The sequence below is a fragment of the Marinoscillum luteum genome, assembly GCF_044005705.1.
Lineage (GTDB): Bacteria > Bacteroidota > Bacteroidia > Cytophagales > Cyclobacteriaceae > Marinoscillum > Marinoscillum luteum.
The window spans coordinates 896,045-920,253 of record NZ_JBIPKE010000020.1 but is presented as its reverse complement, the minus strand read 5'-3'; the positions used below and the strand labels follow the sequence as shown (position 1 = coordinate 920,253).

The 24,209-nt window shown below is 43.7% G+C and carries 16 protein-coding genes and 1 pseudogene; 10 read left to right on the top strand and 7 right to left on the bottom strand.

Annotated features, from left to right (window positions below; genetic code table 11):
* The first annotated feature begins 12 nt into the window (after positions 1-12).
* A complete protein-coding gene (locus tag ACHKAR_RS21495) occupies positions 13-3,441 on the top strand; it encodes a DUF6443 domain-containing protein (protein WP_395419532.1) in 3,429 nt (1,142 codons plus the stop codon).
* A complete protein-coding gene (locus ACHKAR_RS21490; protein WP_395419530.1) occupies positions 3,442-3,939 on the top strand; it encodes a hypothetical protein in 498 nt (165 codons plus the stop codon).
* A 32-nt stretch (positions 3,940-3,971) separates the two neighbouring features.
* Here ACHKAR_RS21490 and ACHKAR_RS21485 read toward each other — a convergent pair.
* Positions 3,972-4,220, bottom strand: a pseudogene (locus ACHKAR_RS21485) (helix-turn-helix domain-containing protein); the annotation flags it as partial.
* A gap of 700 nt (positions 4,221-4,920) precedes the next feature.
* On the opposite strand from ACHKAR_RS21485, the gene ACHKAR_RS21480 reads away from it, so the two are divergent.
* From ACHKAR_RS21480 to ACHKAR_RS21445, 8 genes are all read left to right on the top strand, one after another.
* On the top strand, positions 4,921-5,784 hold the full coding sequence (locus tag ACHKAR_RS21480) for a hypothetical protein (protein ID WP_395419528.1): 864 nt from the start codon (positions 4,921-4,923) through the stop codon (positions 5,782-5,784).
* A gap of 175 nt (positions 5,785-5,959) precedes the next feature.
* A complete protein-coding gene (locus ACHKAR_RS21475) occupies positions 5,960-14,446 on the top strand; it encodes an RHS repeat domain-containing protein (RefSeq protein WP_395419526.1) in 8,487 nt (2,828 codons plus the stop codon).
* Entirely contained in the window at positions 14,443-15,087 is a 645-nt protein-coding gene (locus ACHKAR_RS21470; protein WP_395419524.1) for a hypothetical protein, read from the top strand. Before ACHKAR_RS21475 ends, ACHKAR_RS21470 begins: the two co-directional genes overlap by 4 nt.
* Positions 15,088-15,300: 213 nt before the next feature.
* Positions 15,301-16,518 (top strand): hypothetical protein, encoded by a 1,218-nt coding sequence (locus tag ACHKAR_RS21465; RefSeq protein ID WP_395419523.1) that lies wholly within the window; start codon positions 15,301-15,303, stop codon positions 16,516-16,518.
* Positions 16,518-16,859, top strand: a complete 342-nt coding sequence (locus ACHKAR_RS21460) for a hypothetical protein (RefSeq protein ID WP_395419521.1) — start codon at positions 16,518-16,520, stop codon at positions 16,857-16,859. The genes ACHKAR_RS21465 and ACHKAR_RS21460 overlap by 1 nt, the downstream gene beginning before the upstream one ends.
* Entirely contained in the window at positions 16,840-17,301 is a 462-nt protein-coding gene (locus ACHKAR_RS21455; RefSeq protein WP_395419519.1) for a PulJ/GspJ family protein, read from the top strand. The genes ACHKAR_RS21460 and ACHKAR_RS21455 overlap by 20 nt, the downstream gene beginning before the upstream one ends.
* On the top strand, positions 17,288-18,424 hold the full coding sequence (locus ACHKAR_RS21450; RefSeq protein ID WP_395419518.1) for a type II secretion system F family protein: 1,137 nt from the start codon (positions 17,288-17,290) through the stop codon (positions 18,422-18,424). The genes ACHKAR_RS21455 and ACHKAR_RS21450 overlap by 14 nt, the downstream gene beginning before the upstream one ends.
* A gap of 11 nt (positions 18,425-18,435) precedes the next feature.
* Positions 18,436-18,999: a toxin-antitoxin system YwqK family antitoxin gene (locus tag ACHKAR_RS21445; RefSeq protein WP_395419516.1), complete on the top strand. Its 564-nt coding sequence runs from the start codon at positions 18,436-18,438 to the stop codon at positions 18,997-18,999.
* Positions 19,000-19,015: 16 nt separating this feature from the next.
* Here ACHKAR_RS21445 and ACHKAR_RS21440 read toward each other — a convergent pair whose 3' ends face one another.
* The 6 genes from ACHKAR_RS21440 to ACHKAR_RS21415 all read right to left on the bottom strand — a co-directional run bounded on the left by ACHKAR_RS21440 (position 19,016) and on the right by ACHKAR_RS21415 (position 24,195).
* On the bottom strand, positions 19,016-19,969 hold the full coding sequence (locus tag ACHKAR_RS21440) for a hypothetical protein (RefSeq protein WP_395419514.1): 954 nt from the start codon (positions 19,967-19,969) through the stop codon (positions 19,016-19,018).
* Between the two features lie 309 nt (positions 19,970-20,278).
* Positions 20,279-20,887, bottom strand: coding sequence for a porin family protein (locus tag ACHKAR_RS21435; protein ID WP_159582183.1), 609 nt, complete (start codon positions 20,885-20,887; stop codon positions 20,279-20,281).
* 73 nt (positions 20,888-20,960) lie between these two features.
* Positions 20,961-21,860, bottom strand: coding sequence for a Cbp1 family collagen-binding glycoprotein adhesin (locus ACHKAR_RS21430; protein ID WP_159582182.1), 900 nt, complete (start codon positions 21,858-21,860; stop codon positions 20,961-20,963).
* A 52-nt stretch (positions 21,861-21,912) separates the two neighbouring features.
* Positions 21,913-22,044: a hypothetical protein gene (locus tag ACHKAR_RS21425; RefSeq protein WP_395419512.1), complete on the bottom strand. Its 132-nt coding sequence runs from the start codon at positions 22,042-22,044 to the stop codon at positions 21,913-21,915.
* A 49-nt stretch (positions 22,045-22,093) separates the two neighbouring features.
* Complete coding sequence (locus tag ACHKAR_RS21420; RefSeq protein WP_395419511.1) at positions 22,094-22,675, bottom strand: hypothetical protein; 582 nt, start codon at positions 22,673-22,675, stop codon at positions 22,094-22,096.
* 173 nt (positions 22,676-22,848) lie between these two features.
* Positions 22,849-24,195 (bottom strand): sigma-54-dependent transcriptional regulator, encoded by a 1,347-nt coding sequence (locus ACHKAR_RS21415; protein WP_395419509.1) that lies wholly within the window; start codon positions 24,193-24,195, stop codon positions 22,849-22,851.
* Positions 24,196-24,209 lie beyond the last annotated feature (14 nt).

Sequence of the window (24,209 nt, the reverse complement as noted above, 5' to 3'; positions counted from 1 at the left end):
CCGCCTGATCTGATGAACCTAAGAACCATACTACTAACGCTCACGGGTATCGTACTATCCCACTTTAGTTACTCACAGACCTCAGATGAGAATTTTGTGACCACCCACAGGGCCCGGATTAGTGGTTATACCGGAAGTATCACTGGGGTCACTGATCAGACAAAGGTTATGCGCTCTACCCAATACTATGATGGTTTGGGCCGACCCATGCAGCAGGTCATACGAAAAGGATCCCCCAATAGCAAAGATTTGGTGACCCCAATAGCCTATGACACCTACGGAAGACAGGATAAAGGCTACCTGATGTATGAAAATGCGCACGCCACCCCAGGGAACTATCATAGTAGCTGGAGTACGGAGATTGCTTCTTTTTACTCCTCCACTACCAATAAGGTGGCCGATGAATCCACGTACTATTATAGTGAAACGAAGTTTGAAGCATCACCGCTTAACAGACCGTCAAAGCAATACGGCGCGGGTGGCGGCTGGAGAAGCCCAGACAAATTTGTCGCTATGGACTATTCATCAAATGTCCCGATTATGGACTCTAAACATATTCTACAGCGTTTTAGTGTTGCAAATAATAGCAATCAAACGATCACCCATGAGAGCGCCTATAGTGCCGGGGACCTGTGGGTGACAGAGACGACTGATGAAAACGGAAACATTAGCCTTGAGTTCAGAGATAAGCTGGGGCAGACGGTGGCCAAGAAAAGCCAGGTATCTGGTAACACCTATGCGACTACTTATTATCTGTACGATGTGTATGGCCAACTCACTTTTGTGCTTCAACCGGAGGGAACGGTGCAGATGGGAACAACCTACAGTCTGCTCAATGATGCCGCTTTTCGTAAGAAATGGATGTTTCGTTACCAGTATGATGGCAGAAGGCGCATGATCGAAAAACAGGTACCGGGAGCTGAGCCGGTTTATATGGTATATGATGCCAGAGATCGGCTGGTACTGACCCAGGATGGCAACCAGCGTGTGCAGCCGGTCAGTAGCAATATTTCTTTGGATAAGTACTCAGGGCAATCGTACCAACTCAATGGAGGCACCGTTACCCTCACTCCGGGATTTCATGCCGGCGGAAGTAGTACCAACGCTTTTTCCATCTCAACCACAGCATATAATCAATACACCTTTACCAAATATGATGTGCTGAACAGGCCAATTATGACAGGTATCTGTACCATCACAGATGACCTTGTGGATATAAGGGCGGATGCCCAGGCCATGAGCGGAGGTGAGACCATCACTACGACAGGTCACGGCTACAGCACAAGCACTACCTATCCCAATGAAAGCAGAAGTAGCATCACGTTTGATCAGGTACTATCGGTGACTTATTATGATGACTATCGGTTCAAGGGACAGGGTTATTTTGGAAACCATACGCACAACTACATAGACAAAGGGGCTGATTTTGAAAACACGGCAATGAGTGCTGTGAGCGGACAAGTGACAGGGAGTAAGGTCAAAGTACTGGGTACAGACGACTACCTTTATACGACCTCCTACTATGATGACAGGTATCGGATGATCCAGAGTATGAGTACCAACATCCATGGGGGGACAGACAGGGTGAGTAATGCCTACTCCTTTACGGGCACCGTGAAGAAGAGCATCCGCAACCATGATGGGGAGGAGAGCGTGGATACTGAAGAGACTTATGCTTACGATCATATGGACCGGTTGATCACTGCTACGCATAAGATAGACCAACAAGGAGCTGTGACCATGCAAAGCAATAGCTACAATGAGATCGGGGAGCTGGTGGAGAAAAATATTGGCAATGCTGTGCAGAGCGTAGATTATCGGTACAATATTCGTGGTTGGCTGACAACCATTAATGGCGGCACTTTTGATAATGATGATGGTAACGATAAATTTGGGTTACAGTTAATGTATGAGGTTAGCTCATCAGGCCATCAGCAATACAATGGGAACATTGGGAGAATGCTTTGGAAAAGCGTAGATCAAGAGACTACCACTCTTGATGACCTTCAGTATTATGATTTCACCTATGATGGTCTTAACCGGTTAAAGAGGGCAGACCATGATTCATCTCATCCTGATTATGCTGACCAGTATACCTTATCTGGTGATGATGGAGGTATTCGGTATGATATGAATGGTAACATTGAGGATCTTACCAGAAAGTATCAGGGTATGATAGTGGATAATCTAACCTACAATTACCTAGGTAATCAACTGACCAGTGTAGGGGACAGTGGGAATAACACACTATTTGATGAGGCTGGGAGTGAAGGCAACATGGCTAATGAATATCTTTACGACCAAAACGGCAACATGATCAGTGATGCCAACAAGGCGATTGGTAGTATTACTTACAACTACCTGAATCTCCCTGAGCGCGTGAGCTATACTGATGGGAATGGTGTGCAGGAGGTACAATATACCTATGATGCTTCAGGAGTAAAGCTGAAAAAAGAGACTACTTCGGGAGCGGATATAGACTATCTCGGGGGGATACAGTACCGTGATGGGCTACTTGATTTCATCCAGCACAGTGAGGGCCGGGCGCGCAAGAGTGGCGCCAGCTTTCTGTATGAGTACAACCTCACTGACCACCTGGGCAACGTGCGGGTGACCGTAGATGCAGGTGGAAATGTGATCCAACGGGATGATTACTATCCTTTTGGGGGGACTTTTAACTCCTGGGCACAGGCCCCTAAAAACAACTACTTGTACCAGGGAATGGAATTGCAAGATGAGACTGAAACCTATCTGACTGAGTTTAGAACCTATGATCCTTGGTTAGGTAGATGGGGACAAATTGATCCAAAGGCAAATCCTTTTGAGAGTCCCTATGTTGGGATGGGTAACAACCCTTTGAAATACATTGATCCTTTAGGTGACACGGTAATTGTCATAACTGCTCCTGAGTCAGTTGCTGGTGCCGGACATGCTGCTATCTTGGTGGGAAATGATAACGATGGTTATACCCTTTATTCTAAAAATGGTACTGCATCTTCAGAAAGTTCAGTAGAAGGTGGAGTTACTAGTTCATCGGGAGAAGGAGACAATGATCAGAAAGGAGTTTATGTCGGGTCGTTGCAAGAATTTGCAAATAGTGATTTAAATAAAGATGAGGATGGGAATCCTTATTACACTCAAGGTTATATGTTGCCATCTGATAGCGAGACAGATAATAAAGCTGTGGACGGAGCGAATAGTCAATTAGATAAAGACTACAATGTTCTATCAAATAATTGTGTAGATGTTTGCTCAGATGCTTTATCTAACGCTGGGTTTGATCCGGGTTACTCGACTGGCTCTTCTTCATACATTAGCCCAGGAGGAATCCCAACAACCAAAACAACCAAAACTTTATCTCCAATCCCCAATGTTAGATACCAAAAAATCAAGAAAAATAATAAAGGAACGGATGTGTCTGACCGTTTAAGAGTGAATTAGATGAAACTTATAATCGTATTGGCTTTTTTGGGTATGGCTTTCTCTGGCTGCAATATCAAGCTTGATGGAAGACCGGGAGTTAGTCAAAGCATATCTGACTCTAAAAGTAGAGAAGTGTTTACTGCTGAATATGAAGTTCGATATCGGCCAATAGGGTCTGACCTACCAGAAATCAATGTGACAGAAGCTTGGGTAGAAAAAAAATGGAGGTTCACCAAGTTCAGTTACGATGATACGAATATTCAAGAAGGGTATCAACTGTGCTTTAAAGTGGATAAAGGATCGATAAAGGATTTAAATAACGAATGGTTTATTGAAAGGAAGGGAAGCGAGGCAATGGGTCAAGTTGGAGAAGATCGTATATGGATCAGCGATTTTGATATGATGGATACTGACAGTGTTTTCTACAAAGTTTTTAAGGGACGGCCTAGGTTAGAAACCCCAAGCAGTAAGTCGCTAGGAGAATTAATCCTGATAAAGAAGAAAGAAACGAAATAAGTTGAAAAGCCCGGCCATTTGGTTGGGCTTTTTTAATGCGCTAGTTGTTGCTGGAAGAAATCCTTCATCTTCATTTTGGTGAGTGCCATATCAATGACCTTCAGGACAGTCTCTTTTTCTTCGGTAGGCAGTTGATCTATCATCTGAATTTTGCTCATTAGAGACTTATCCTTTACCTCTACTTCCTTCAAGGGGTCATCCTTACCTTTCACCAAATCATCCAGAGTCACTTCCAAAGCATCCGCAATTTTGAGCAAGGTTTTAAGAGTCGGTTCTACCTTGTTGTTTTCCCTCCGCTAGCGCACGCGTGTCGCGTGTGCCTTGAGCAATATCTGGTTCTTGGTCTATTCATGTGATTTTCTATTTCTTGAGTATTTTTCTGTTATGAGTAGAAAGTACAAGTTTCACAATCCTGAAGGACTATATTTCGTGAGCTTTGCCACGGTCTATTGGTTGGATCCGCAGTGGAGCTGGTTTTTGTTAGAGACCTCTATAGTTCGATTATCGTCGAGAGTCTTGACCATCTCAGGACATTTCCTTCCATCTGCCCAAGCATGAGATAAAGAAAACTGGCGCAATGCGTCTCACTTGTGCCTTTTCTTTGGTAGGAAATTGAAAAAGTAGCCTCTGAGAAGTCAGGGGCTTTTTTATTGTGCCAGTTGCTGTTGAAAGAAATCCCCCGCCCTGGCTTAAGTTTAGCGCAGCGTAGCTTAAGTCTAACATAAGTGGTCAGTAAGTAACTGACTAAATAAGAAGGATAAAGTAAGCCTCATTTCCAAACAGAAGCCAGTGGAGGGGAACATCAGCAGCCAGGACTGAAGCCCGCTGAGGGAGTCACTTTAAGGGCATTGACCACTCCAAACCACTGCCTATTATATTGATTTTCACATCCCCGAGATTTTAATATTGCACATCCGGGATTATTTCTTATTTTGGTTCCGCAAAAACCAACCATTTTTTTATTTCCAACCCTGTTGACCAATGAAACGCCTCTCCTTATTGATAAAAACCGCCTTTTTACCTGTCTTCATGCTTATACTTGGATGGGGAGAACTCAAAGCTCAATCTGCAAATGTTGCGCTCAATCATGGAGATGGCTGGTACCGCCTCATTCTGGGAGGGCATCCGCGAGCTGGTGGAGAGATCAGCATTTACGGTGGCTTGGGTAATAATAAACTCACCCTTATTAAGCTCCATGCCACCTTCATGGGGTATAGTCAATATGGATCCATAGAAATCGTAGAAAACCTGTTTTATAATGGAAACCATGTGGCTGCCATACGCTCGGGGACTACTGGCGGAGGGTTGAGTGCTCTGGACTTTCATTTCGTTGGGATCACAGGCACTCCCACGGTAGTAGTAGAGGTGGATGGTATTAATATGACCATTGCCGACCCGCCAGAGTACGAGCCTGTCGCACCTACGGGAGTCACAAATATATCGGGTCGTGTTCTTGGTATATCGAGTGTGCAATGGCCGGTCTATTTTGGGAACAAGGTGGGGATTGGTACTTCCATACCATCAGAGGAACTAGAGGTGAATGGCACCATTCGCTCCAAAGAAGTAAAAGTAGAAGCCGCCCCCTGGCCGGATTATGTTTTTTCCGCTGACTACTCCCTCAAATCTCTGGAGGAAACAGAAGTCTTTATCAGAGAAAACAACCGACTGCCTGACATGCCTTCAGCCAAAGAAGTGGCCGAAAACGGAATCGCGCTAGGTGAAATGAACGCCAAACTGCTCGAGAAGATCGAGGAGTTGACATTGCATCTGATCGAAAAAGATCACGAGATCAAAGAACTCAAAAGTCAGATGTCAGAGGTTTTAAAGGAGCTGAAGGTGAAATAACTCCTGATTTTTTAGCACGAACTGTCATTTGCCATGCCATCAATGATTTGCAGTTGTGGTATATTCTGAAGCTTTCAGACAATGTGGCCCGTTCTGTTGAAATTTTACTTGCACCATTTAATAAAAAAATTGATTTTAGTGAATTGAAATCAATTATCACCTAACCTAATTGATCATGAATGCAAAGAGTTTAATGTTCCTCACGGCACTGCTATGTACTCACCTGTCATTTTCTCAGGAACAATCCTCTGCTGGTAAAATCGTTGATACCAATACCTTTTCCGTGGGTGGAGTAGACGCAGGGTCTCTCCAAAACAGCGTTAATTTATTCAGTGGAGAAGTTAATCTACCCGTAAGTTTAATAAGTGCTCCAGGAAAGCAGGGTTTGGGAATTAATGTTGCGATCAGCTATAATTCTAATGTTCAGCATCAGGCACAAACCATCAATGAGGAGTCTGCGACTGGAGTGTTAGGGCTCGGCTGGACCCTCAGCTACCCCGAGATCGTCGTGGATCATAAAAACACCGGAAATGTGGAGGATGATCAGTATTATTTGAAGGATGGGTCGCTTACAGAATTAATTTATACAGGTACCGAGTCCTATTACTCAAAAGATAGAAACACTACCTATACAGCGGAGGTTTTTAAATCAAAGAATTATACCAATTGGAAGATCCGATACATTACTTCCAGAGAAAGATGGGAGATCACAAAGGAAGATGGGACGGTTTATATATATGGAGACCAATATACTTTTCCGTCCTCTATTCCTTGGGTGGTCAAATGGGGCAATTGGATTGGGAATAGCAATGTGACCAGTGGACAGAGTCAGATGCCAAGGGCATGGAATCTGTCTAAGATAATTAATAGATTAGAAACAGATTATGTGATATATGGCTATGATAAAGTTGAGAGCAAGGTTGGTGGTTCATCTGGCCTACTACATACTGAAGCCTGCTACTTATCAACTATAGAAAATGGGTTGGGATATGATGTATCACTTACTTATTCTTCCAAGAATTCTTATGAGTATTATGAGCCACACAGGGAGAATCCAACTGAGCCGGATGCATATCAGGAAATCTATGAAAAGAAATATTTAGTTGATGTCAGGTTAAACCTGAATGGTGACTTAATCCAGACAGTTACCTTGAACTATCATCCATTGACTGAGCTCAGTTCTGACGATCGGTATAAAAAAAGGTTGTTATCTGAAATTCGCTCATCAGATCGATTTGGTAGCTATACCACCCAAGCGTCTTTTGAGTACTACACATCGGGAACCTACATAGGAGCATTACAAACGGTTTTGACTGCATCTGGGGCATCCATCTCATATACTTATCAGACCAAATCTGTGGGAGATTTGGATTTGCCAATTTATGCCCCCGCGGGCTACTCCGAGCCCCAAATCTGGCAAGGACCCGGTTATGTGGTGGTCTGCTGGAGAGAATTGAACGGGGTAAATCATGATAACTCTGATAGGCCTGTCAAGGTGTATGTGTATGAGTGGGATGGCAAATGGAAGGAGAATTTCATTACCACCATCCAGGGGGTTGACCGGGATGCACTGGGAGGAGACAGATATCAGGAGTTTTTCGTACAAACACAAAAGGATTTTTTCGGGATAGCTACTCCGGGGACAGGAGGATATTGTGAGCTTTTCCTCGTGAGTAAAAATGACCAGACTGGTGGGTGGAGCCTCTATAGTCCACAGGTCAATATTGGCAGTTCGAAACCCTCCTTTGTGTCAGGAGATAATTTTGTAGGAGTTGGCCAAAGAGCAGAAGGAAGTAGCACCAGTTCCAAATTGACTGTTTACATCAAGAATAATAATATGAACTCCTGGCGCAGTGCCGTAATTAATAATTATAGTGGAACCCGTGATCCATATCATATTGGACAGTCAAATTATATATTCACAACTTACGAAATAGGAGATTATAATTACCGGGACATTCATTACCTGAAGAGGGATAAAACCTTTGCCAATAAGCAGACTTACGACGGTAATGATTCATGGAATGCACAAATGGGGATTGCATCAAACAATTTTGTAGCACTTAAATATTCAAATGGGAAAGCCGTAATTTATCAATGGGATCAATACTTCAATCAGACTATGACCCAGCTTGGCACAGGGTTTAGTAATTTGATGCGGATGCAATCAGTCAATAATTCCATCGTCCAGGCCAGTGATTATTATCAAAGTAAAATTGATTTGGGGAGATTTAACGGCCAAAGTTGGATTACTTATAGTGAGGCTACTCATAACGACGTATGGAGGAGTTCTTTAAATGATGACTTCTTCGTTTGGTCTGACAACAGTGGTGGGTATGACGGATTCAGAATGGAGTTTAACCCCAATACCAATTCGTGGAAAACGAGAACCCAGCTTCCAGAACACCCGTCTTACCCAAATGATGGCTTGACGGTTGGTTCATTTTGGGGGAACTACTCTTATTACTGGCCCTACTTGCATAAACGTAGCAATACGGGTATTTGGAACAATACGTTTTACACTTCTGAGCTGTCTGATACACAGGGTGAATCGAGCTACGTGTATGGTAGCCCGAACTTCTTTTTTCACGAGCAAAGTGATGGAACAGGTCTTTATAAGTACACCTTGCACAATGGAGAGGTAGAGAAAACCTACATAGACGGTACTTACCATTCCGGTTTTTTTGCCAATGAGGCAGGTGGGTTGGGTGTTTTTGTTACCTATGGTTCGTCAGATGAGTGGAGTGCTACATCTCTGAAATTACATAAAGTGATTCGCCACTCTGTGGGTGGAGCATTGAGTTTTTATCCTGTGAAGTACATTTCTGTTAATGACGGGTTTAGTACGATTTCTACAGCTTATAATTTCACCACCTCCACAGCCACAATAACACCAGACGGAAGGTCTCCTCAGTTTAATGAAGCCACTACGCTACTTGGCACGACATCTACTACTACTTCACCTAATGGTAAAGTGATTTCTTACTTCTACAATGGAGAGGTGTTGGCTGATGAGCATTTGACCAATGTCAATAGTAAGTCGCCCTTTGTAAGGGGAATGAGCTACAAAACGATAGCATTAGACGCTGGTAATGCAGAAGTATCTAAAACTGAGAGCTATTTCACTAGAAAATCTCTTAGTATCACCAACGCCTTAGGGCAAATGATTCAGACGGCCGAGCTGATACTCCCGACACAAACGAAATCTACTGTTGAGGGAATAACGTCTATCGTAACCTACGATTATAATGTACTCAACCAACCGGAGGCTACCACTTCTGTCAATTATGATGCAGATGGTAATAGTGATGTATATAAGCAAACGCAGAAGTATTATTGGCAGGTTTATAGTACAACAGGGCTATCTGATAATCTCTTGAGCCCTGTGATTCAACAAACTAGTTTGGTAAACGGAGTAATTCAGGGATCCTCTGTGACCACATGGTCTGGAGATCTACCATTCAGAAGTTATTCTCAGGTGGCCTCGGGTAGTGCTTTTAATGATTGGACCAATTCGGGCACTATTCCCTCCAATTGGCAACTTGTGGGGGAGATGGTTTATGATTCAGACGGACGAGTGATTGAAACCAAAGATGCATTGGGGGTGTGGTCATCCACTTTATATCGGAATGATCTGCCTGTATTGAAGGCTTACAATGCCAGGGAAGATGAAATTTGGTCTGCAGATTTTGATGATGGTACCTTTGGAGGAACTTCTACCTGGTACACCCCGGTATCAGGAGGCAATTGGTCGACATTGTCAGGAAGCGCAGTTTTTGATCAATCCACCATCACAGGAATGATGTATACTGATCTATCTGGTCAATTCGATGGGGATTACATTTTTGAATTTGATTTGACATTTGAGCACAATGCGACGAATGGTTCTGTGGAGATAAATTGGGATAAAACGTCCAGTGCAGATGGGTATGTGTTGACGATTGATTTTGATGGGAAAGTTACCTTATTTGACGGAGCTAGCGAACTAGCGACAAATGTTACAGATTTCAATTTGAGTAAGTGGCAACCGTGCCGTTTGGTGAAAAGTGCTGGGGAGATTCATGTGTATATCGGTAATGAAAAGGTCCTTAGGTCCGCTGTTTCAGAAAGATCCGGATCCAGAGTAGAAGTATGGGCTAATCAGATCGCATGTGCGTTTGACAATTTCCGGGCCTATCCCGAAGATGCATATGTTTCTTCATTTTCTTATGACCCTAAAACAAGGTCTGTGATTGCTACTAAAAAGGAGAGTGGTTCAACTAATTATTACGCCCAGGATGAAAATTATGCTACTTACGCGCATATAGATCATAACCTGAATCCGGGAGGAAGTTCTGCTAACTATTTACCTGGTAAATATGGTTTATCCGTCAGTTCTTCCAACCCTATTATTGGATTGCAGAGTGCATCCAGTGGTACAGAGGGTTTTTATGAGGGTTTTGACTTTAATCTGGGTCGGTGGTCGGCCAGTGGTGGTGACTGGACGTTTGAGGAGGGGGGGCTTACGCATTTCAATAATGCCGGAGCCAGCGGGAAGTTCATTTTGGATTTACCGGAGGACATTACTGGCAAAAGAGTGGCTGTGGAGTTTCTGGTGAAAATGCCATCCTACTATACAGGGGGATCGGGCAAGTTGAGTTTTGGTTTTGGGGCAGGTTCCTCCACCTGGGATGGTAATGAAGGAACCTCGGGCAATGCGGTTTTCAACGAATTTATGTACGATGGTAGTGGATTTGATTTTCTGCTATATACTACACCGCGGGATGTCAATATGAAGATGGGCAAGACCTATAAGGTGCTCACCATTTTGGATTTCGAAACGCAAAAGGTGGATTGCTACGTAGACGGCAAATACATTATTACGGAGAGTTTTAGATCAGGAGCTTCTAATGTCGGAAAATTTGTCTTCTTCAACCGAGGAGACTACGGCTATTCTACTCCGTGGACTGTTGATAATCTACTGATCTATTCAGATCCAAGTCTCTCAGCCACTTTTGTAGATGCTTCAGGAAAGGTACGTCAGTCACAGAGTGAATTACCAGATACCAAAGTGATGGTTTCGGGCGTATTCTATGACAACCTTTCCCGACCCTATGTGCAGACCAGATCCCTGGTTTTGGCAGGTAGGTTGGGCTATAAGTCTTCCTTTGCCAGCTGGAACTCTTCTACCAAACAGCTTTCCGGTGATATCGCGGCAGAGTATGGTGCATTGGCTTATTCAGCATCAGTATATGAAACATCACCATTAGGGCGTGTGTTAGAGTCGAAAATTCCAGGAAATGATTTCGTGTTAGGGGGGGTGAGGACTACCCGGATGGCCTACGGAACCAATGGTGATGCAGGACTGAACTTTGACAATGAAATTGGTTTTGATGTTGACTTACCTGATAATTTTTATCGAGCCAGCAAGGTGGTTAACGCCGATGGCTTGGAATCATTTCAGATTAGTGATCTGTCGGGTAATACGGTATTGACCAAAGCAGGAAGTGTGAAAGGGATAAAGTACGAGGCCCAGAATTTCCAGCTCAGTTCAAGCCAATCGACGCACTCATTTACTGCCGTTAGAGACCAAACCATTGATTATGGCTATTATGGAACCTCCTTTAAAGTAGGAACTTCAGGGCCAGGATCATCCAATATCGTGAATAATACGGTGGGCTACGGATCATTTACATTTCAGGCTACCCAGGGCGTGACTTATTATGTGACGTATGCCGGATCATATGGCGGATCGATCACCTACGATACCAAGGACCCGAATGCTGACATTTATCTGTACAGCAGGTCAACCTACGATGATGTTAGCAATATATCTTATTACTATCCACCTAATTATTTTGACCAGGGTCTGTCAGAGAGTGAAAGAAACTCTTTTGTGGCGACTTCCACTCACAATTTTATTGGGCAGGTGACTGAATCCAAAGATGCTGAGTCGGGGATCACGAAATATAAATACGATGCCTATGGTAGGCTCAGGTTCTTGGAAGATGCCAAGGGGAGGGCTCAAGGGTACTTTCTCTACCGCAAGTATGATGCTTTGGGCAAAATGATTGAGGAGGGTTATATCAACAGTGGCTTTACCAGTGCTAATCCGGATAACCAGGCATGGCCACCTACGCCTGCCACCTGGAGAAAGAAGTACACCTATGGTAATCATGAGAATACGACTTACGATAGGGACATGTTGATCCAGGTGGAAGTGAACAATGACGATGATAATGCTGCTGAGGTGACCGAAAGTTATGATGCCCTGGATGGTGAAGGCTATCAGAACGCCGTAAGAACAAAAATACATGGTGAAGGAGTAGCCATGCCGATCATAGCTTATAGCAGGAATAACAGTGGTCAGATAGTACAGGTAGAGTATACGAAGCCCGTAGATCAGTTGATTGGGGAAATTGTCACCGGCACCAGGGAGGTTCAGGCAAAAGAGGTGGTGCTTTCAGGTACTCGTGTTGAGTCTGGTGGAGATTTGTCCGTGATGGCGTCTAATAGTATTGTCCTTAAGCCAGGCTTTTGGGCTAAAACCGGATCATCTTTCATAGCTTCTGCCGGAGTGGCCGCTATTGATGAAGCGGCTATTGTTTATGATTATGACTTGTCCGGGCGTTTGATATCAATAGGGAGTGAATCAAATCCGAATGAGTATGCTGTCTATGTATACGGGAACAATGGAGCCTTAAGTCAGGAAATACTGAATAACGAGACTCTTCCAATTAATTATAGTTATTATAGTGACAATGGATGGCTAGCTTCCATTGACGTTCCTTCGAAGTTCACAGAGTCTATCGAGTATACCACCAATGCATATGGCAGCCCCTCTGGTTATTATTCAGGCAATATCTCCAAGGTAACACATACCTACCCCAGCGGTCTCGGCATAGAGAACTATTCCGTCAGATACAAGTATGACAAACTCGGCAGACTACTGGCTGCCGATAACAGCAGGTATCATGAAAATGACATTGGAGTGGGTGGAGATATGTTTTATGACCGAAATGGAAACATTCTGACTAAGCGGGTGCAAAGTACGAATTGGAACTATTCGTATATAGCTGGCACCAATAAGGTATCCACTCTGACTGGAAGCGGCACACTGGGGACTTACACTTATGACAATGTAGGCAACATCACCTCTAATGTAACCGATGGACTGTCAAATATCACTTATGATAAGGGACTAGGACTCACTACCTCCATTGACTTGTCAGGTGAGATGACCTCCTTTCAATATGGTGCAAATAATCAGCGCCTGCTAAAGAAGGATCAGGAAGGCGCCAATACCTTCAAAACCTATTATGTACATGGAGATGCTGATTATCCTCTGGTGGAGATCAATGACGATGGAGCTACTCAGGATGTCAGCAAGTATATCTACGGACCGGGTGGTGTAATCGCCATAGCCAAAGAAGGAAACTGGAGTTTTGTGATCAAAGATCATTTGGGCAGTACCAGAGCGGTGGTGGATGCATCTAATGCCTATACTGCCGGGTACAACTACAGACCATTTGGACGGCCATTCAAAAAAGTAGGCACTGAGGAGGTCGCCTATCAGTTTACCGGGCAGGAGTATGATCAGGAGACAGGCCTGCACAACTACAGAGCTCGCTTATACGATGATGAGCTGGGCAGGTTCTATGCGGTAGACCCCGCAGGGCAGTTTGCGAGTCCTTATGTCGGGATAGGGAATGATCCGGTGAATGGAGTGGATCCCGATGGGGAGTTTGTTACATGGAGTATTGGAAATGGAGGGTTTAGTGTTGGCTTTAATCTGACACCTATCGGAATACCATTGGGAGCGGGCTTAAATGTGGGATGGCAGGATGGCTTCTCGGCTGGGCCTTACGGGGAAGTTGGGTACAGGGTTGGTGGTAATGGCTTGGGGGCTGGCGCTGCGGTTCAGCAAGGGTTAAATTACAATTTCTCGAATGGAAATTTGAGTACTTCCACAACGGGTCTTGCCTATGGTTCAGTCGGGCCTTTTACTGCAGGAGGATCGGTCAGCTATAATTATGATATTACCAATAATCAATGGAGCAACAGTTGGGGAGTAAATGCCGGGATTGGGTTTAGTAACTCTGACGGTAGTGGTGGTATGGGTATCGGCATAGGTTACGGTTCTGGAGGGTTTTCATATGGTTTAAGTGGTAACTATAATTCCGTTGGAGCCCGGAATAGAATTATTGGATACAACCTCGAAAGGAAGGGCAATACTCTTTATCAAAACTCTCCAGAGTTAATTGAGAGTTTTCTAAGTGACGGATTTACAGCGCCAAACGGAGAATACATTTCGAGAGATGAGCTGGTGATTACATATAACAGGGATAAAAAAGGTAATGGAAGATATTTAGGATTTGAAGATGGTAAACACCATGTCAATTTTGATATCCAAAGTTATGAGACTACAATACATAATGTAAAAGCACTTGCTGTTCATGAAGTTTATGGGCATGGTATGAAGGGATATCATAATGTGCTAAAAAATCACCACATGGCATATTTTGCTTCAATTGACAGTAAATATTGGGCGGGAACAACTCCGGGTTTTAAAACGCACACAGTGAACCGAATGTATGAGTATTTTAATACTCAAACGGGTGGTACGAGAATGCCGATGCCTTATCATAACATATTTTGGAAATATCAAACCTTGTTCAAATGATCAAAAGTACACTTATTATATTTTTTATAAATATTGGCCAAATATTGATGGCTTGTGATTGCGCAGAATTTACCCAAGAGTATGAGCAGAATAATTCTGACATGATTTTTTTAGGTAAGATTATCGAGAGTAATAGCGAATACTACACGATAGAAGTTTTAGAGGTTTTTAAGAATCACTTATCCTCAAGAGACAGTATTTTCAAAATAGGAATAAATAGCTGTTCAATTAGTACAACAAATGAGGAAGTTTGGTTAGTCTATGGACAATTTGAAAACGGAAATCTAGAGGTCAGTTCTTGTGGTTATTCAAAAAGTCTAACCTTTTTTAATCAGAGTGCGAGTTCAAAAATTTTACCGCCACGTCCTCTTAACTATACTCGAGAAGAAGAAGAGATTGTTATGAGTATTCATAACTCGAAGGTAGCAAGTCAACTGTATTTTACGATTAATGGTTTAAGGCTGAGTAAATTGGAAAAGATGATCAAAAACAGTTCGGAAGAAGATGTCCAAAAAGATGTTGAAGATAATTCTGGCTTCTATATCTCTGCTCTTGTTTTGGCAGCCTTAAATTTGATAATCTTAATTTTTCTCGCATCAAGATTATCCACCGTGGAAAGAACTTCACGAAAGAAACCATGAAATAAATATATTTGAAATTTTGCCCTTGTTGGTCTTGTGACTAACAAGCAAGATGCAGTCCGAGCGGGTGCGAGGTGAAGTTTATGTCAGCCAGTGGCGGGATTGATCAAAATTCAGTTCCGCAGGTTGTTTATGCTCTCATTCCCCCAATCAGATTTTGCTCCCAATACCTGAGTGCTCATCCACATCTTTGTTAAATTCACCTCCATGGTCATGAGAATATCAGGTGGGGTGTTGTCCTATGTGCTCGCCATCAGCTTGCTGATGAGTGTGGGCTTGTCCATGCTCACCCTATATGTCTATTATGCACGGATGGAGCAGATTCATTACCTCACCAGAATACGACTCCAGAAAAACCTGGCCTCCGGGATACAGATGACGCTTGGGGAATATGACCACTTTGAGTATGACCGTACCTATGATTTCGACCTTTATGGGGAGGAACAAGATAGTATTTCCATCTTGCGTAGGGCATGGGGGCTTCTGGATCAATACCGGGTTACGGCCTATAAACGAAACCAGGAAGTAAGTCGCATCTACACGTTAGCTCATCGTCCTGAGAACAAAGGAAGATCAGCAGTATTTTTGGTGGATGACAGGCGTCCATTGTCGCTGGTGGGAGATACGCGCCTGATCGGTGATTGTTACCTGCCGGTATCGGGTGTACAAAGTGCCTATATCAATAGAGTGGGGTATACCAATGACTCACTAATTTACGGCACGGAGTTGAAGAGTGAGAAAAAACTTCCCGAAGTGACGCTGAGAGAAGCTTTTGGGCGAATGGAGCAATTGGAGGGCGTACAACTGGAGCAGGACAATGACACACTGATCAATTCATTTGATACGGATCTCGTGGAGGTCAAAGCAGGTAATGCTGGAGTTAACAAAGTTTATTCGGGTCATGTGCTGATCACATCTCAAAGTCGTTTGATCTTTGATACTTTGGCCAGCACCACGGATATTGTGGCCTATGCGCCAGTGATCGAGTTTCTGAGTGGTTTTCGGGGGAATGGTCAATTTTTTGCCACGGATACCATCATTGTTCACGACAATGTGAAGTTGACCTATCCGACGGTGCTGGCCACGTATAACCGGAATGACCTTGCTACCATTCAAACCCGTGGGAAGTGTGAAATTACTGGCTGGCTACTAATGGATGGGAGCAAAGATGGTTTCAGAAGGCGGGTAATCTATCTGGAGGATGGCACACAATTTCGAGGTATGATTTACTGCAATGGAATGTTGGAAACCTATGGCACAGTGGAGGGACACGTGACAGTGAAGCGTTTTCTGGTAAATGCTCAGACAGGCGTGTATGAAAATTACTTATTCAACGCGACCATTGATGGCACTCAGTTGGACACTGCTTTTTTGGCCCTGTCCCAGTGGTTTTATAAGAAGGAAGGTAAAGTATTGAAATACCTAAACTGATGCGGCTAAAAGCGTATACAATTATTGAGGGCATTGTATCGATGGTATTGCTGAGTATTTTGCTTTCCATAGCGGTGATCGTGTCATTTAACCTTTACAGGTCCTTTCCGGCCCGTCGTGAGTTGGCGTTGAAAAATCAGGTTACACAACAGTTGGATTCACTGGTGGCGATCAAACAAATTCGACCTCTTACTTTCTCCAAAGACCATTTATCTTTATCGTATGAGGTGAGGGATTTTCAGGGGTTTGATCTTATCAAGATCGGCTCATGTATAGGGCAGGACAGCACCGGGTTGAAGGAGCAAGCATCTACCATTTTTTATGTACCAAAAGAGGATTAGTGGATTTACCATCATAGAGCTACTCGTGAGTATGATCATCGCATCGATCATCATGTCATTGTGCTGGGGGGTGATTTCATTTGTTCAGGGTTACAAAAGTCGGATTGAGACCAAAGCAGAAGAGATCACCCAGGGAGCACGCGTGGAGTACCTGTTGTCGAAAGATTTTCAAGCCTGCGAGGCATATAAACTATCCACAGGACATTTACATTTGATTTCCGAAGGTCGGGAAATTGATTATGAATTCGGAGCTGAGGTGATGGTAAGGATCCTTAAAGGTACAAGCGATACCTTGGGAGTCGGTATGAACGTATCGATAGAGGAAAATGCTCCTGGTGTACTACGTACCTGTCTTTTTTTTGGAGAAAACAGTCATTGTTTCCAACTATATCAGATAGTTTCGAGTGAAAATCAGATGAATAATACCATTGAAACTTACTGACCTGGACATATCTGGCCCTAAGGTCACTCAGGAGAAAAAACAGGAGTCATTTCTGACTAAAGAAATTGACCTTTTTCCACATAGGGTTTCTGACAAAGAAAAGGAAACCATCTATCGTCAACTGAATGTGCTACAACAGTCAGGGGTAGACATCCGTGCATCTTTTGAGATATTGTTTCAGCAACTCAAACGCAAAAAGACCAGGGAGAAATTGCAAATGGTGCTTACGGAAATTGTGAAAGGAAAGTCGCTTTCAGAATCACTGGCACAATTCAAGGATTTCACACCCTATGAGGTGTTTTCATTGAAAATTGGGGAGGAGACAGGTCGTTTGACCCTTGTTTTCGAAAAATTAACCACCTATTTCGAAAATCAGATAGCACAAAGGAGGCAAATCGTGAGCGCCCTTTCGTACCCGATTTTGATTACGCTCACTTCTTTTGGGGCGGTCTCCTTTATGATCTTCTTTATCATTCCAATGTTTGAGGAGGTCTTCCTGCGTTTTAATAGTGACCTCCCGGCTTTAACCAAAACCATCATTGGTCTTTCACGCGGATTCAGATCCAATGCCTTATTGCTCTTCTCATCGGTGGGCATCATACTTTTTTCGATTTATGCGCTCAGAAAAAATCTTAGATTCAGATGGTTTAAAGAATGGATTTGGCTCAGGGTACCGCTTGGGGGAGAAATATACAGACAGATATATCTGGCTCGTTTTTGCGACAGCATGGGATTGCTTATTCTATCAGCGGTTCCCATGGTGCATACGCTGGAGATGGTCAGGAAGATGATTGGCTTCCTCCACATTGAGGTGGTTCTTGATCAGATCAAAACGGATCTTGTTCAGGGAAAAACCATTACGGAGGCCTTTGAAAAACATCCTGTTTTTGACAATCAGATGATCGCTTTGATCAAGGTGGGTGAGGAGGTGAATCAGTTAGGCTCGTTTTTTCAGAAATTGTCACTAGATTATACCAACTCGGTCAAACATAAAACGGCCTTGATGGCTACTTTTCTGGAGCCATTCATGATCATATTTTTGGGACTGGTGGTTGGGGTTATCCTGGTGGCGATGTACCTTCCGATGTTTGAGCTGTCGTCCAGTATGGATTTTGGAAATTAAAATTTATGGCAATGAACAAGTTTTTATTGGTGCTGGGGTTTCTTCTTGTTTTAACAGGTTGTGGTCAACGGATATTTCCGTCAGATGATGGAGAACTTCAGAAAGTGACCACCAAAGCGGGTGATGACTTTCTCGAATTTCGGTTGACCAGAACGAAGGTGAATCCTGACCCAAACCGGGAATATTTTTGGTTTAAAAGTGGGCAACTTCAATCCACCCGAGGGAGCTTTTCGGGGTACTTGCTGGATGGGGAATTTACCCGAATGAATCAGGAAGGTCAACTGTCAGCCAGGGGCGAATTCAAGGATGGCCTTAAAACGGGTACCTGGTATTCATACGAGCAGGGTGATCTGGTAACCATAGAAACCTACCGCAAGGGCCAGCTTTCAGGTAAGTCGCAGGATCTTCTAGGCGGAGAGGTTGTGGAAGAACGTATTTATAAATCCGGTGTTTTGAATGGATTCCGAAAGGAGTTGCAGGGAGATTCTGTGAAACAGATCAAATATCGAGGTGGAGTGCCCACCGATACCACCTATCTGAAAAGTGGAATTTTGTCTTTAGATTTTCTCCATTAAGACAATTTGTTGAACCTTAGTCTCTTTGAATGTGCTGATCCAATAAGGTTTGATTTTCCACTTTTAATTGTTGAATCTGTTTGTTCATTTCTATCATATGAAGTGTAAGCTCCTCTATTTTCTGCAATAATTTGGCATTCATTTCACCTAAATGAATGCCACTTTGCAGCACTTCCGTTTCACTGGGTATTTCAGGTAGATGCCCGTTTTCGGTAATGTACTGTTCCATTTCTTCTAGTGTAAGGAGCTTGTAATTATCATCAAAAACAAAATCTGACCATCCATCCATAGTTACCTTGACTTCTTGAGAAAGTATCTTACCCTCCACAGTCAATAAATAGTCATCAATTATATCCGGTCTACCAATAGCAATACCATTTTCGTAATAAAGTGTGGAGCCATTGATTGCCCATTTGGCTGTGCTGGGAGAGCTAAACGAGTCGGATATTTGCAGGTTATTTAAGGATCCGTCATGGAACGCAACATCCACTATCAATGCTGTAGTGGATAGTACCGTGGAAGTATAAAAAGTAACGTCATTTTTTTTATAGGTGATGGTACCACTTTCCCGCGCTATCTTCAGGATGTCTCCTACGGCGTAAGGTGATGCTGAGGTATACATCAGAACACCTTTTTCGTATACTCTTAATTCTCCTCCTTGTCTTAAATAGATGGCAAAATCAATTGATAAATAATGCGCATCTTCGTTGGTTTCTGAAAGACCTAACATTCTTGCAGTTACTGTTTGATTAGCGGTTGTTTCAACCCAGCCGTCGGTATTTTCATTTAGTATATTAACCGAAGCTGCACCACCATCCCCCCAGTTGTATACATATCCGGTTAATGTAAGGTTATCTTCAGAAACCTCAACATTGACAAGATCTGTCCAATTGGCTGCTTTTTGTGCATTTGAAGGATCTAGGATAATGAATGTAGCACTTAATATAAAAATGACTTTGAGAGACTTCATGGCGGATTCCTTATGGGTGAAAAGTTACTTTGGTGTTTGGTTGAACAACGGTCTGGTTATTAATGGATAAAAATGATTAAAAACAATGGAATTGCAAAGAGCGAGCTGAATTTTGAGATCTCTCATTTTGTTCAGGATTCGTAGGCACGAAATTTTTTTTCATGCGCATGAAATTGGAAAAACGTAGGCATGTTTTTCGAGCTCTTTTGGTAAAGGGGCTGCATAGACGGTATGGGGTGAACAAAAAATAAGGCCCTGAACGTAGTTCAGGGCCTTATTGCCTTTCGGCGAATCTATGTACTTTTCGACTTAAAAGTCGAAACCAAGGTAAAGTTGCAGGGCGGAGTTTTTAGAGTTTTCGGTGGCCTGTCCGGCTACCCCGCTTTGTCCAATCTCCACAAAACCGTAGTTATACCTTAGACCAAGCATGCCATCAGGAAAGTCAAACCCTATACCTCCGGCAATACCATAATCAAATGTATTGAAGTCATCACGATCCAGCGACTCCACGTCGTTTACACTACCATCATCGTCAATGTCCTTCACTTTGGCACCCACCAGAAATCCCAGATAAGGACCAGCGTGAATGTTGAAGCTTCCTATCTTGGCCATGGCCAGTACAGGTACTTCCAGGTAGTTGAGGTTGAACCTGTATTTTCCGCTGCCACCAAGAAACCCACTATACTGTATTTCGGATCCCTTCTGAGTAAAAAGAAACTCGGGCTGTATGGCAAAATTGTTGCTGATGTCTGACCGGTGGAATAAACCCACATTGAATCCAACTTTCATGTTTTCATCGTCCACATCGTCCACGTAGAGATTGGTGAAGTTCACACCCCCTTTGAGTCCCGCTCGCTGAGCCTGGGCAGAGGTGAAAAAGATACACATTGTGGCTAGAAATAGTATTTTGAATTTCATGGTCTTAATGTTTTAGTTTGAAATGTTAAAATTAGGGTCCGGATCTGTTCCGGACCCCATAGCTGATCGAATATTATCCTTTTACGGAAACAACCAGGTACTTGGATATTTTCCAGAATTCTGAAGGGTTCACCACTTCCAGGTATTTCACTTTACCGTCTTCATTCACCAACTTGTAGCTCTCGCTGGGGTGCTCCGTCACGATTTCCAGTTTCTCACTGTCTATGTAAAACCGCTTGGTGTTCTGTATATCCACTTCGGTGAATTTCTGCTGGGCGGCATCCGCTTGCAGCTCGGTGGTTTTTCCTATCCAGAGGAACCCACCTTCTTTGGTCACTAGTCCTTCTTCTTTGAGTTTTTTCTCAGTGTCTACCGCAAAAAAGGCCGTGTTCAGATCGTTTTCACGCTCCACGAGCTCCTGGTTTTGGAGTTCTATGGTTTCCGTTTGCAGCTGCACACGGGTCACCAGTGAGCCCACCTCGGTATCCAATTCGGCGATTCGGTTATCTCTCATCTGAATGTCTTCCTTCAGCTGAGCGATTGATGCTTCTCTGGCTTTCAGGTTTTTCATCATATCCTGTACCCTTCTTTTAAAAGCATTCAGCTCTATGTTTGAGTCTTCCAATTGACTCGATAGGGACTTTACTTTTTCATTGGTACTGGTGATCAGCTCATTGATTTTCTTCAGGTCACCCACCATTTGGTCTTTTTCCATGCTGGAAAAGTCACCTGATGACGAATTGGCAATGAGGTTTTCCTGCGTTTTGATTTGCTCGATCTGAGTTTCCACTTCGGCCATCACGTTCATGATGCTGTTGAAAGCCGAATCACGCTCGTGCAGTTTTTGCTCCAGCTGGTCAGCCTGAGCTTTTAGTTGTTCGCGTTCTTTTTTGTCGCAGGAGGTGAAAGCAAGTGCTCCTACCAGCAATATGGCTGAGATTTTCAGCGTACTTTTTTTTGTTTGAGAGTTCATAACAGTATTGATTTTAAGGTTATCATCTTATTTAATGGATCCGTTTCGGACTTTATCTTTCTTCAGTAGCAGGTTGGTTTTTGCTGTTTTCCGTTCTCAGTGGAAGGTGACGTCTGATCTTTCTGATCCCAAACAACATCACCAGCGCACCTAAGCACAGATATATGATGGCTAGAGTTTCCATGTTTTGTTCTTTTATGATGAATCAAAACACCTGTTTGCTTTAACTTTTTTTAGAAGGTAAACTTGATGCCCAGTCCGGGGTCCAGTGCGAGGTACGCATCCCCGTTGGTGGTGACCTCCAGAAATGGCTTTACATCCAGACTTACCGCTATGGGTACTTCGCGGATTTTATATTCCAAGCCGAAGATTCCATCTATACCCACTCCAAAGTCCCCGTTGGACCTGCGGTACCCTCGTACACCATCATAGTATACCCAGTCGGTTTGGGTGGCTATGTGACCACCGATACCATAGTACCAGTTGAGCCCTGGTTCGTCAAATGCATTGACATATCGTTCGAAAAGGATGGTGGCGGACAGGGCGCTGGGCCACAGACCGATGATTCCTTCTATCGCTCTGGAGTTGGAGGTGAAATGTTTGATGGTAAGACCTGAGGTACCAAGTCCCCGCACACCGAAAGCGGTGTTGTAGCTGGAGGTGTTGATGGCCAGCGATGGCTTCACAGGATAATGAAGAGAGGAGGCAGAGAGTTCTGCTTCTGTTTTTTCATCTTTTTGGTTACCACTGGCAAGTACACCGCCGATGGAAAAGGTAAAGAGAATAAATGCTGAAAGTATTTGTTTATAGTTCATGGCTATACGTTTTGATTTACGAATAGCCATTATGCCAAACTTGTACCAGATTTTTATCGTGATTTAACTAGCTGATAATTAGGTAATTGTATTTTCATCTAATTCTCACTTTATCCCAAATTGACAGGCGCATTCTCAAAAAGAGAAGCCTATCTCAAAATTGTAGTGCTAAATCACTTCTCTTTTTTCAGCATCCGATAGATGGTGGACTGGCCAATGTCCAGCAGCTCGGCCACCTTTTTGATGTCATCGTTGTGGTTTTTGAGGTACATTTTCACGATTCTAAGTTCGTAGTCCTTCATGGTGAGCGCTTCATCGAAGAGTTCCGTGATGGGATTGGACTGAGTAAAGGTGATGTCTTCGGCAGTAATCTCATGGTCTTCCGCCATCACCACGGATAGCTCCACGATGGATTTGAGCTCCCTGATATTTCCTGGGTAGGAGTAGGTCATGAGCTTCTTGAGGGCATCCTTAGTGAAGGTTTTCGGCGGCATGTCGTTTTCTTTATAGAAACTCTCCGCGAAGTGTTTGGCCAGGATCACAATGTCATTCTCACGATCGCGTAAGGGGGGCAGCTCTACCGGTAGCCCAAAGAGCCGGTAATAGAGGTCTTCCCTGAAGGCGCCCTTTTTCATCTCGTCCAGCAGGTTTCTATGGGTAGCGGCTATGATCCTGCAGTCCACCTTTACTGATTCGGTACCCCCTACACGCACGATTTCCTTTTCCTGAAGTGCTCGCAGCAGTTTGGCTTGCAGCTCAGGAGCCATTTCACCTATTTCATCCAGAAACAGTGTGCCGCCGTGTGCCTGCTCAAACTTGCCCGCATGCCTGTTGGCAGCGCCGGTGAAGGCACCTTTTTCATGGCCAAAGAGCTCACTTTCTGCCAGCTCCTTGGGGATGGCACTCATATTGACCGCCACAAAGGATTTCTTGCTTCTGGGTGAGTTGTAGTGGATGGATTTGGCCACCATTTCCTTACCGGTACCAGTCTCACCGGTGATAATCACCGAGATGTTGTTGGTAGTGGCCTTTTGCATCATCTGAAAGACCTTTTTCATTTCCTTGCTCTGGCCTATGATAGATGTCTCAAACTCATACTTCTGAGCCACCTCCGTCTGGAGATTTTCCAGCTGGGTTTTGAGTGAGCGGTTTTTGTTGATGTGCTGGACCACATTGAGGAGGCGATCGCGAATGTCTTCGGTCTTGGTGATGTAGTCATATGCCCCGGCTTTCAGCAAGGAAACGGCCGTTTCTATTTCACTTTGCTCCGAGATGATGAGCACTTCTATGCTCGGATCCGCCGCCTTTATTTTTTTGAGCAGGTCCTCTCCATTATAGTCTGGCAGGCGGTAGTCCAGGGTGACCACATCCGGCTTTTCATTGATTTGCTTCAGAAAAGCTTCCCCATTGGCAAAGGTCTCCACCCGGTATTCAGGGTTCAGGGTGAGGTTGTGATGGAGGAGCTTTCTGTACCAGTCATCATCTTCTACTACAAAAATTGTAAATGGCTTTTGACCCATAAGTTTTAATGTTT

What these genes read in the sequence shown, in the direction of transcription:
- ACHKAR_RS21460 (WP_395419521.1), top strand. Translation starts at nt 16,518, where the DNA reads ATGCGGCTAAAAGCGTATACAATTATTGAGGGCATTGTATCGATGGTA.
- ACHKAR_RS21430 (WP_159582182.1), bottom strand. Translation starts at nt 21,860, where the DNA reads ATGAACTCTCAAACAAAAAAAAGTACGCTGAAAATCTCAGCCATATTG.
- ACHKAR_RS21490 (WP_395419530.1), top strand. Translation starts at nt 3,442, where the DNA reads ATGAAACTTATAATCGTATTGGCTTTTTTGGGTATGGCTTTCTCTGGC.
- ACHKAR_RS21475 (WP_395419526.1), top strand. Translation starts at nt 5,960, where the DNA reads ATGAATGCAAAGAGTTTAATGTTCCTCACGGCACTGCTATGTACTCAC.
- ACHKAR_RS21420 (WP_395419511.1), bottom strand. Translation starts at nt 22,675, where the DNA reads ATGAACTATAAACAAATACTTTCAGCATTTATTCTCTTTACCTTTTCC.
- ACHKAR_RS21425 (WP_395419512.1), bottom strand. Translation starts at nt 22,044, where the DNA reads ATGGAAACTCTAGCCATCATATATCTGTGCTTAGGTGCGCTGGTGATG.
- ACHKAR_RS21440 (WP_395419514.1), bottom strand. Translation starts at nt 19,969, where the DNA reads ATGAAGTCTCTCAAAGTCATTTTTATATTAAGTGCTACATTCATTATC.
- ACHKAR_RS21480 (WP_395419528.1), top strand. Translation starts at nt 4,921, where the DNA reads ATGAAACGCCTCTCCTTATTGATAAAAACCGCCTTTTTACCTGTCTTC.
- ACHKAR_RS21495 (WP_395419532.1), top strand. Translation starts at nt 13, where the DNA reads ATGAACCTAAGAACCATACTACTAACGCTCACGGGTATCGTACTATCC.
- ACHKAR_RS21445 (WP_395419516.1), top strand. Translation starts at nt 18,436, where the DNA reads ATGAACAAGTTTTTATTGGTGCTGGGGTTTCTTCTTGTTTTAACAGGT.
- ACHKAR_RS21435 (WP_159582183.1), bottom strand. Translation starts at nt 20,887, where the DNA reads ATGAAATTCAAAATACTATTTCTAGCCACAATGTGTATCTTTTTCACC.
- ACHKAR_RS21470 (WP_395419524.1), top strand. Translation starts at nt 14,443, where the DNA reads ATGATCAAAAGTACACTTATTATATTTTTTATAAATATTGGCCAAATA.
- ACHKAR_RS21415 (WP_395419509.1), bottom strand. Translation starts at nt 24,195, where the DNA reads ATGGGTCAAAAGCCATTTACAATTTTTGTAGTAGAAGATGATGACTGG.
- ACHKAR_RS21455 (WP_395419519.1), top strand. Translation starts at nt 16,840, where the DNA reads ATGTACCAAAAGAGGATTAGTGGATTTACCATCATAGAGCTACTCGTG.
- ACHKAR_RS21465 (WP_395419523.1), top strand. Translation starts at nt 15,301, where the DNA reads ATGAGAATATCAGGTGGGGTGTTGTCCTATGTGCTCGCCATCAGCTTG.